The 11,794-nt window shown below is 38.1% G+C and carries 5 protein-coding genes; all 5 read left to right on the forward strand.

Going from position 1 to position 11,794, the window contains the following annotated elements:
* The first annotated feature begins 474 nt into the window (after positions 1-474).
* Positions 475-5,886 carry a trifunctional serine/threonine-protein kinase/ATP-binding protein/sensor histidine kinase gene (locus IQ264_RS19580; RefSeq protein ID WP_193982487.1) on the forward strand — a complete coding sequence of 1,804 codons (5,412 nt, stop codon included), beginning with the start codon at positions 475-477 and terminating at the stop codon, positions 5,884-5,886.
* A 52-nt stretch (positions 5,887-5,938) separates the two neighbouring features.
* Entirely contained in the window at positions 5,939-6,862 is a 924-nt protein-coding gene (locus IQ264_RS19585) for a YihY/virulence factor BrkB family protein (protein ID WP_193982488.1), read from the forward strand.
* 144 nt (positions 6,863-7,006) lie between these two features.
* Entirely contained in the window at positions 7,007-7,906 is a 900-nt protein-coding gene (locus IQ264_RS19590; protein WP_193982489.1) for a transglutaminase family protein, read from the forward strand.
* 485 nt (positions 7,907-8,391) lie between these two features.
* A complete protein-coding gene (locus IQ264_RS19595; protein WP_193982490.1) occupies positions 8,392-10,077 on the forward strand; it encodes an alpha/beta hydrolase in 1,686 nt (561 codons plus the stop codon).
* 86 nt (positions 10,078-10,163) lie between these two features.
* A complete protein-coding gene (locus IQ264_RS19600) occupies positions 10,164-11,705 on the forward strand; it encodes a glycosyltransferase family 39 protein (RefSeq protein WP_193982491.1) in 1,542 nt (513 codons plus the stop codon).
* Positions 11,706-11,794: the final 89 nt, after the last annotated feature.

Consider the following 11,794-nt stretch of genomic DNA (forward strand, 5'->3'; position numbering starts at 1 on the left):
GTTTACTTATCACTGTTATGTACGAGAGAGCCAAAATTCTTAACCGAGCAGTATTGGGTGGGATTAAGATTGGCGATTGCCTGTCAATTCTCGTTCCCAGGTTGAACCTGGGAACGAGGTCTTGGGAGGTTCTACCTCCTTACTGGAGCAAGATCTGAAGGAATTTCGGTCTCCAGTCCCCAATCCCCGATCCCTTCCCTCATCTACAGCACCAATAATTTTTTTTAATAAAAATCCAATTATAAAATTGAAATTATTCGTTAAATTAATTAAGCTTTGCGTGCATTTATTTAAAATTAAAGTAATGAGAAAAAGGCGGGCTTGAGATTAACGATCGTCCGTCAATTTATGATAGAACAGCATCAAGGAAAAATTATGGTTTACTTTCAAGTAGGTGTAAATACTGAAATTTTTTCTACCTACGTTAGCTAATAAATTAGTAGAAGAAATATTAAAATGAGGATTGATTAAGTTATGAGTGCGATCGCCAACTTGCCCGGTTATCAAATCACAGAAAAACTATACACAGGTACGCGCACCCTTGTCTACCGAGGCATCCGTACCAATAACCAACAACCAGTTGCCATCAAGCTATTACGAAACGAATACCCAAACTTTCACGAACTCGTTCAATTTCGCAACCAATATACAATTGCTAAAAATCTCGATTATCCGAGTATTATTAAACCCTTATCCTTAGAAGAATATGGTAATAGTTATGCCTTAATCATGGAAGACTTTGGCGGAATTTCCCTATCTAATTATCTTCAAACAGCCATCAATGACAATCCACAGTATAAATATTTGCCTTTATTAGAATTTCTCGAAATAGCCATCAAACTCACAGAAACGCTGCAATATCTCTACCAAAATCGCATCATTCACAAAGATATTAAACCTGCTAATATCCTGATTAATCCCGACAGCAAACAGGTCAAATTAATTGATTTTAGTATTGCTTCTCTCCTAGCAAGAGAAACCCAAGAAATTCAGAATACTAATGATTTAGAAGGCACATTAGCTTATCTTTCCCCCGAACAAACTGGTCGAATGAATCGAGGGATAGATTATCGGAGTGACTTTTATTCTTTAGGAATCACCTTTTATGAATTATTAACAGGAGCATTACCATTTGCTTCAGAAGATGCAATGGAATTGGTACATTGTCATCTAGCAAAACAGCCTATACCCGTACATAAAGTTAATCCAGAAATTACCTTGGTTTTGTCAGAAATTGTTAGTAAACTGATGGCGAAGAATGCCGAAGGACGTTATCAGAGTGCATTAGGAATCAAGCATGATTTAGAGAAATGTTTAACTCAATTAAAGCAAAGGCACAAAATTGATTATTTTGAAATAGGAAAGCGAGATATTAGCGATCGCTTCCTGATTCCCGAAAAACTATATGGAAGAGAAACCGAAGTTAGTCAACTATTAAATTCTTTCGAGCGCGTTGCCAATGGCACAACAGAAATGATGCTAGTAGCGGGATTTTCTGGAATTGGAAAAACCGCCGTTGTAAATGAAGTACATAAACCGATTGTCAGGCAACGCGGCTATTTTATTAAAGGCAAATATGACCAATTCCAACGTAATATTCCTTTTTCTGCCTTACTGCAAGCTTTCCGCGATTTAATGGGACAAATATTATCAGAATCAGATCGGCAATTGCAGACTTGGAAAAGCAATATTCTTGAAGCATTAGGAGACAACGGACAAATTTTAATTGAGGTAATTCCTGAGTTAGAAAACATTATTGGTAAACAACCACCAGCTATAGAATTATCAGGAATTGCTGCTCAAAATCGCTTTAATTTAGTATTTTCCAAATTTATGCAAGTTTTTACTAGTTTTGAACATCCCTTAGTGATGTTTTTAGATGACTTGCAATGGGCTGATTCCGCCTCCCTAAATTTGCTGAAATTATTGATGCAAGATTCGGGATATCTATTAATATTAGGTGCTTATCGGGATAATGAAGTTTCCCCCGTTCATCCCTTCATTTTAACAGTGGATGAAATTGTCAAAACTGGGGCAACGGTAAATACAATTACTTTGCCACCATTAACTCAATCAGACCTGAATCAATTAGTAGCAGATACGCTCAATTGTGAATTATCTCTAGCCCAACCTTTGACCAAATTAGTCTATCAAAAAACGCAAGGTAATCCTTTCTTTGCGACTCAGTTTCTTAAAGCCTTACATGATGAAAAGTTAATCACCTTTAATTGGGATATTCAGCATTGGCAATGCGATATTGCTCAAGTCGAAGCTTTAGCAATTACTGATAATGTTGTGGAATTTATGGCATCGCAATTGCAGAAATTACCAATTACAACTCAGGAGGTTTTAAAGTTGGCAGCTTGTATTGGGGCGCAGTTTGATTTGCATACTTTGGCAATAGTTTCACAACAATTAGAAACAGAGACAGCAACAGTTTTATGGAGAGCATTACAGGAAGGTTTGATTTTACCGATTACTAATGTTTATAAGTTTTATCAACTTGAAGGTAATAATAATTTAAGTTCAGAACATAAAAAGGTTAATCAGCGAAATGCTAGATATAGATTTTTGCACGATCGCATTCAACAAGCAGCCTATTCATTGATTCCTGACGAGCAAAAACAGGTGACGCATCTCAAAATTGGTCAACTTATGCTCGAAAAAACCCCACAATCAACTTTAAAAGAGAAAATTTTCGATATTGTCAATCACCTGAATATTGGCTCTGAACTTATCTGCGATCCAACTCAACGGGAGCAACTGGCAACTTTGAACTTGATGGCGGGTCAGAAGGCTAAACTTGCTACAGCTTATGCAGATGCAGTTAGATACTTAAACGTTAGTTTGGCGTTATTAGAAGCTGAAAAATGGCAAAGTAAGTATGATTTAATGTTATCAGTTCATATTGAAGCCGCAGAAGCAGAATACCTGAATACTAATTTTCAGAAATTAGCTAGTTTGGCACAGATAGTTTTAGAAAAAGCCAAGACAGTCCTCGATGAGATGAAGATATACGAATTACAAATTCAGGCGTATCAGTTACAAAGTATAATGTTAAAAGCGATCGATACTGGATTAGAAGCACTGGAAAAACTGGGTATCTTCCTTTCTGCAAATATTTGCGATCGTCCAATGCCAGACTTGCCAAAAATTGAGGATTTAGACAGTATTCCTGAAATGAACGATCGGCATCAATTAACAGCTTTGCGGATTATGATGGCACTTTATCCACCGATTTATATTGCCAAGCCGGAGATGATCGGACCGCTCATTTTAACGATGGTTCAACTTTGCATTGAGGGTGGTCATTCCCCATTGGCGGCTTACAGTTACGTCCTCTATGGCATTATTTTATGTGCAGAAAAAGGAAGAATTGAGCAGGGATATCATGCAGGTCAACTAGCACTAAAGTTGTTAGATAAATTTCATGCTACCGAATTGAAAGCAAAAATTTATGTTTTATTTAATGCTCATATTCGTTTTTGGAAAGAACCAGCCCAATTAACTCTAAATGCCTATTTAGAAGGATATCAAAGCGGACTAGAAACAGGTGATATAGAATGGGCTAGTTATAGTTGTATGCACTATTGCCAAAATTTATTTATTACGGGTAAATATTTGGAATTAGTTGAAAAAGAGCAAGCATCGTACCAATCTGTTATTGTCAAAAACAATCATGAATTCGCCTTATACTATGCCCGAATTTGGATGCAGATAACGTTAAATTTGCAGGGTAAAGCGACTGATAATTTAAAACTTATAGGCAATGATTTTGACGAATCGTTGCTAATTACCCAGTGGCAAAGTAATAATAATTATATGTCGTTGTTTGCGCTATATCTTGCTAAAGCTAATTTAGCTTATCTCTTTGAAGATGTGACAGCGGCTCTTGATTATGCTTTGATAGCTAGAGAATATATAGGAGCATCGATCGGATTAATCACCATCGGAGTTTACAACTTTTACCTATCGCTGATCCTTCTTGCTGCTTATCCACAAGTAGATACTAGCAAGCAAAAACAATATTTATCTGATGTCAAAGAGAATCAAAAAAACCTTAGCGAGTGGTTTACTCATGCTCCACAAAATTTTCACCATAAGTATTTACTAGTTGAGGCTGAAAAAGCAAGAGTTTTAGGAAAAAAGCTGAAAGCAGTAGATTTGTACGATCGCGCTATCTCCCTCGCTAAAGAAAACGAATATATCCAAGAAGAAGCACTTGCTAACGAACTTGCTGCTAAATTCTATTTAGATTGGGGCAAAGAAAAAGTTGCTGCTGGATATATGCAAGAAGCATACTATTGTTATGCCCGTTGGGGTGCCAAAGCGAAAGTTACTTATTTAGAACAACACTATCCCCAATTATTAAGAGCTATTCTCCAACATACTAACTTTGCGATCGGATCGGGAGGAACAATATCTAAGACTATATTGAGAAGCTCCAGTAGCAGCCTCAATCAGAATTTATGGTTAGATTTTAAAGTAGTTATGAAAGCTGCACAAGCTATTTCACAGGAAATTGAATTAGAGAAACTTTTAGCCACATTAATGCAAACTGCGATCGCTTCAGCAGGAGCACAAACCGGAATTTTAGTAATTCGTCAAGAAGCAGAATGGTTAGTAGTAGCAAAAGCTAATCAAACCTATACAGAAAACTTACAAATTCCTCTAGCTGAATGTCAAGAATTACCCAAAAATTTGATTTATTCTGTAGCCAGAAATCAAAAAACAGCAGTTTTCGATCGTCTTAGTTTATCTGAACAATTGATGAGCGATCGCTATATCATGACGCACCAACCTAAGTCAGTTTTATGTACTCCAATTAGCAACCAGGGAAAATTAATCGCAATTTTGTATTTGGAAAATAATCTCACAGAAGGAGCATTTACCAGCGATCGTGTCGAAACTCTGCAAATTCTTAGTTCTCAAGCTGCTATATCTATTGAAAATGCACGGTTGTATCAACAAGTAGAGAACTATTCTCAAACTTTGGAAACAGAAGTAGAGCGAAAAACTGAAGAATTAAGCCAAAAAGCTACTGATTTAGAACAAGCATTACAGAATTTACAACACACCCAAGCACAATTAATTCAGAGTGAGAAAATGTCAGCACTCGGTCAATTGGTAGCGGGTATAGCGCACGAAATTAACAATCCAGTGACTTTTATTCATAGTAATCTTCACCCGACCAAAAATTATGTTCAAGATTTGCTGAGTCTCCTAGAACTTTATCAACAAGAATATCCTCAAGCAAATTCAGTAATTCAAGAAAAAATTGAGGATATTGACCTAGAATTTATCAGAGAAGATTTAATTAAAAGTCTGCAATCAATGAAAGTAGGAAGCGAACGAATCAAGCAAATTATCCTGAGTTTGCAAAATTTTTCTCGCCTCAATGAATCCGACATGAAACCTGTAGATTTACACAGCGGAATTGATAGCACTTTACTGCTCTTACAAAACCGCTTCCAAGAAAATAATAATAAACCCAGAATCCAAGTTATTAAAGAGTATGGCAATCTGCCTTTAATTAGTTGTTATGCTAGTGAAATGAACCAAGTATTTCTGAGTATTATCACCAATGCTCTTGATGCTCTTAAGGAAGTGAGAAAAACTAATAAAAATCCCTTTATTAAGATTCAGACTGAAGTCAGAGAAAAAGAGTGCGTAAGAATTGCGATCGCAGATAATGGTATTGGGATTCCCGCCCATATTCAAAAACGCATATTCGAGCCATTTTTTACCACTAAACCAGTAGGGAGTGGTACAGGTTTAGGTTTATCTGTCAGCTATGCTATTGTCAAAAAACATGGCGGTCAATTAACCTGTGATTCTACCGTCGGCAGCGGGACAAAATTTGTGATTGAGATTCCCGTTGGGTAAGCTTTTATTGTGTATTATTTCCGATCGATTACCTGCTCTGTAGGGTTTAAAAATGCTTAAATATTTTCGTTCTACTATCCTACCTTCAAAACCAGCCCAACTTTTGATCCAAACGGGGATTAAATGGGATCGAGATAATTGTCCTGGGATGGCAGCTTCTTTGTCTTACTTTGCTCTGTTCTCACTGTTTCCCATGCTATTGGTTATCCTGAGTGTGATTGGCGCATTCATTGGGCCGAACACTGAAGCATTTAAAACTATCCAAGAAACAGTAGAAAAGTTTTTACCTCCAGAAGTCCATAATTTAATTAAAGATACTGTGATTGCGCTGAATCAAAATAGTGTGGGAGCGGGACTTATTGGATTTGTCGTGCTTTTATGGACTGCGAGTTCAGTCTTTGCCATTCTTAGGAATTCAGTCAATACAATTTGGCGATCGCAAAGTCGCACCTCGGAAAGCGGATCGGTTCATAAAATGGTACTGTTTTTTGTCCTTAACAAACTGTTTTCTTTTTTGTTAGTCTTAGGAACTGCCTTACTACTGGTAACTTCATTAGTCGCACATATTGTTATTAAAATAATTCTGGCTTTGTTTGCAAATTTTCGAGACCATTTTGCGTTTATTAAAGTTGACGAATTACAATTAACTAAAGGGCTAGAGTTCAGTTCTTCATTTTTTATTTTGGCTTTAGCTACCTGCATTTTGTTCAAGATTTTGCCATCGGTTTATGTTAGTTGGAATGATGTCTGGTTGGGGGCGTTACTCACTACTTCCTTGTTGACAGGATTGCAACAATTAGTTAGCAATAGCGTAATTTCGATCGGTAGCCATTTTCTCACCTACGGAGCCATTGGTACAGTCATGATTCTGTTACTATGGATTTTTCTCACTTGTCAAATCTTCCTGCTTGGCTGCGTATTTTCTTACGTTTATGCTCATCTTTTTGGCAGTCGTCGTCAGGAAAGTATGGACTAGGGATTGGGGACTATCGCATCACCGTACCCTTTTTAACTGCAACAGAAGTTATCAATCGCATTTATGTTGTCGATGGCACAACTCTGAGACAATCTTCGTAAGCCAGCCGCCCAATTTATTTGACAATCTAAAATCTAAAATCCAATGACTGTTATTTACGACCTTGAACATATCACAACTTACCGCTACGCCAATCCGGTAACATTTGGTGAACACCGGGCGATTTTCTTGCCTAATGGAGGCTATGTTGGTCGGACTTTGAGTTACTCACTGGAAACCAATATCCCGTCCAAAGTCCGTTGGATAATGGATACTCTCTCGAACAATGTGGCATTTATTGAATTTAGCGAACCTGCTCAAGAATTGATTGTCACTTGTCGAGTTAGGGGCGAACATTTTGGCATTCCTGCGATCGCAGATTTTCCCCTGGATGCCCGCGCCAAGGAAGTTCCAGTACAATACACTCCAGACGAGTGGATCGATCTCTCAACATTCATGCGCCCCCATGCCGAAGATCCCGATGGTAGCGTAGCTGCATGGGCAAAAAGTTTCGTCATCGGCGATCAGGATGTTACTCTTGATGTCCTACAACGAATGATGGATACAATTTGGAATACCCTAACTTACCAGGCACGGGAGGTAGAGGGAACCCAATCTCCAGGCGAAACTTTGCGATTAAAGTCGGGTACTTGCCGTGACTATGCTTGGTTGATGATTGAGGCTTTGCGACGACTGGGTTTTGCTTGCCGCTTTGTCAGTGGTTATCTCTATGATGAGGCACTGGATGGGGGAGAAGTGGGAATGACAGGTTCGGGGGCGACTCATGCTTGGTTACAAGTTTATCTGCCTGGTGCTGGGTGGCGAGCTTACGATCCAACTAATCGCATTACCGCAGGATATGATTTAATTCGAGTTGCGATCGCACGTCATCCGGCACAAGTCATCCCCCTGGCAGGTTCCTGGTTCGGTGATGCTCAAGATTACTTGGGTATGGATGTGAAAGTCACAATTCGTAAACTGGGCACATTACCAGAGTTTGAGTAAATGTAATAAACTCATGAATATTTAACAAAAAGGTCGGATTTCATCCCCAACTAAATCGGAGATTTTAGTTGGGGATGATTGACTACCAACTAACTCAGACAAGAAGTATAGCAACCGCCAAGGCGATTAAGCCATTCTTGATTGCCCAAATCATGCTCAAATCATTGATTTTCTTTTGTCTTACCTTCTGCCTTCTGCCTTTTGCTATAACGACAATAGGCGATCGTATTTAGCACAATATCCCGAAAAATATCATATTTACTTGTATAATTATCAACTCAATTTATTGATTTTTTTTTGATAAATATAAAATAATATTATCTCGTTCCCAGGTTCAACCTGGGAACAAAAAACAGCGGCTTTGCTTCTTGGTACAGGATCTCAGTTCGACCAACTGAAGTTTCTAGCTATTTGATCCTTTGTTTTATAAGATTAATAAGTTTGAGTGCAAAACTACCGATTGCTTAAAGCAAGACGACTAAAGAATGAATCAAAGAATGTTGGATAAGCACCTGGCAAATATTCAGAATCAGTTTAGGACGTTGATGGGGCGGAGATTTTTCTTTACCTTGTTGGCGATTTGCTCCCTGGCATTTACCTTGACTGCTTTACCAGTTAGAGCAGCCGATCGCATCTATTTTAATTATGGCCCTCTCGATTTTTCCATTTCTGTTGAGTCTTTAGAAAAGTTCGCCAAAGAAGGAAAAGTAGACCCAGAATTAGCCTTCATTCTTAATCGCGTAAGTCCAGAACAAAAAACACAGTTACGTAATTTATTAAACTCTCGCTATCAATTTAGTTCAGTCTTAATGTCTCGATTCTTTTACTCTTCTTTTGGAGAAAGATTGCTGACTTATTTGGGAGAATTAATTCAACTAGACAAAGGTCAAAATGGCTTGTACGGTATTCGGTCTGCTTTAATTTTATCCACTGCTGATTCTGATGGGTTATCTGTGATTAATTTCATGCGTAAATTTCCGACAAATATGCGGCTGAATACCCAACGAATCATGCAACAATTTCACGAAATTTCAGCAGTGACTCAAGAAACAAGTGCTTTTGTTGCTGCTCTTGAGAAAACAAATGTACAAGTAAAAAATTCTGAATCATCGATCGACTTTTCTCAATTACCCAACATAAAAGAACCGGGTAAATTTAGTTATTCCAAGCAAACCAGAAAACTGCGAGATGCAAGTCGTCAGCGTGAATTTATCGTCGATCTTTATTTACCTGAAGTACCAAATAGTGAGAAGATACCTGTAATAGTTATTTCTAATGGAATCGGGACAAAGATCGATCGCTACGAATATTTAGCCCAGCATTTAGCATCTCATGGTTTTGCTGTCGCCATTCCCCAACATCCAGATAGTGACGACAAACAACAGCAAGCGTTTTTCCAAGGTTTATCGTCGCAAATGTTTAAAACAACTGCATATATTAACCGACCATTAGATGTAAGTTATATGTTAGATGAACTCGAACGATTGAATTCATCTGAATTTAAAGGGCAACTAAATCTTCAACAAGTAGGATTATTTGGCAATTCTTTTGGCGGTCATACAGCACTTTCTTTGGCGGGAGCCCAGCTCAATTTTGCCCAACTAAAAAAAGATTGTACTCCAGAAAGAAACTTAGTAAATTTATCTTTGTTAGTTCAATGTCAGGCTTTGGAACTACCGGAAAAAACTTACAACTTTCGGGATAATAGAATTAAAGCCGTGTCTGTACTTTTTCCGAGTGGTAGTAGCCTTTATGGTGAAGCTGGTCTAAGTAAAATCAACATTCCAATTCTCTGGGGAGCCGTTGATAAAGATATTTTCAGCCCACTTTTATTAGAACAATCTCCTGCTTTTAGTTGGTTGAAAACAAAAGAAAAATATCTACTTATAGGCACCGGACTCGATCACCTTAATCTTAATTTCTCTAGTTTTAGTAATTTGACATCTCCAGATCAAAATGTGGCAGACAGGGTAACAATAAAAGAACCAGAGGTTGCCAAATCTTATGTAAAAGCTTTAAACTTAGCTTTTTTCCGAGTGTATCTTGCCAATGATTCTAGTTATCGTCCTTACCTTTCAGCTGCTTATGCCCAGGCAATTAGTGAAAATCCTTACAATTTAATTCTGTTAAGGTCAATAGAACAAAATTTACTCCCAAAAAAGAGTAAGTGATTCAAGGGAAAAAGCAAATTGAGTATTTGGGAAAACCTCGATTTTGCATTGAGGCTTAAATCTTATCTAGGTGTTGTAGGAGTGCAATGGTGATCGTTTGGATTTTAGCATTAGCCAAATTAATGCTGCATTTTTTAACTAATGGGCAATACGGTTATCAGATTGATGAACTTTACTATATTGCTTGTGGCGAACATTTGGATTGGGGTTATACAGAACTACCGCCTTTAGTTGCGGTTATTACTAATTTAACTCGATCGCTATTCGGAGATTCCTTATTTGCGATTCGGGTTTTCCCTGCTGTAGCGGGAGCTTTATTAGTAGTAGTAACCGGATTAATGGTGAGGGAACTTGGTGGAGGAAAATTTGCTCAATGTTTAGCTGGGTTAGCAATAATTTTCTCCCCTTACTATCTCTTCATTCACACAATTTTAACGATGAATGCTTTTGAGCCACTTCTCTGGACATTATGTGCTTTCATCATTCTGCTCAGTGTGAAATATAGATTACCTCAGCTTTGGTATCTAGTAGGATTTGTTGTTGGGATTGGTTTACTCAACAAATATTCAATGCTTTTCTTCGGCTTTAGCTTGTTAGTTGGTTTATGCCTAACTCCCTATCGTCAACTGTTTTGGGAAAAATGGATTTGGACAGCAATCTTAATCGGTGGAGTGATGTTTTTACCGAATATCCTGTGGCAAAATCAGCATGACTGGCCATTTTTGGAACAGCAAGCCGCAGCAAATATCTCTAGTAAAAAACCATTAGTAGAATCTATGGTTGATTTATTTGTGCAGCCGATTATGATGATGCAACCTTTAACATTACCCGTTTGGTTAGCGGGAATTTACTATTACCTTCGTTCTCCCAGTGGCAAACTATATCGCTTCTTTGGTTGGGCTTTCTTTGTGCTTTTTGGCATATTTTTCGTACTTGGAGGCAAATCTTATTATTTAGCTCCCATATATCCGATATTGTTTGCACCAGGGGCGGTTATGGTTGAACGATTTGTCCGCAATAGAAAGGTTTGGAAAACTTCTATCATAGTGGCTTTAGCTACTAGTAGTGTGTTTTTAATTCCGATGTCTCTGCCGATTTTGCCTTTGCCAACTTTACTCCAGGTTTCTAAGTTTTATTCCTCAATTTATACACTTCCCGATCGCGGAAATACAGACCTCAACTCTATCGAAGCGCCTTGGCATTTTAGACAAATGCTTGGTTGGAAAGAAATAGCGGAGGAAGTGAGCAAGGTTTATCACAGTCCAGCGTTAAGCGATCGATCTGACGTGGCAATTTTATCTTGGGATTATGGTTACTCATCTGCGATCGATTTTTTCGGCAAAAACTACAATTTACCAAAAGTAATTAGCGGCGCTCATGCTTTCTACTTTTGGGGGCCTAGAAATTATTCAGGTAATATCGTTATTAGCGTTGGCGGTGATTTTGATTACTTGAAAAAATTGTTTAAACAAGTTGAAAAAGTTGATACCATCACCCATGAACATACCCTTGGTATCAAGAGTGCCATTCCCATCTACTTATGCAAAGAAATTCAAGTTTCACTCCAACATGATTGGTCTGATTTCAAAGCTTATTTTGGTGAAGCCTATCACCCTAATAAGTCATAGCAAAGGGACATAGGAGATGGGGAGATGGGGAGATGGGAGGATGGGGGGAAACCTATATTCTTCTTCCCTGCTCCTCTGCACCCCTGCAC

Source organism: [Phormidium] sp. LEGE 05292 (assembly GCF_015207735.1).
Lineage (GTDB): Bacteria > Cyanobacteriota > Cyanobacteriia > Cyanobacteriales > Aerosakkonemataceae > Floridanema.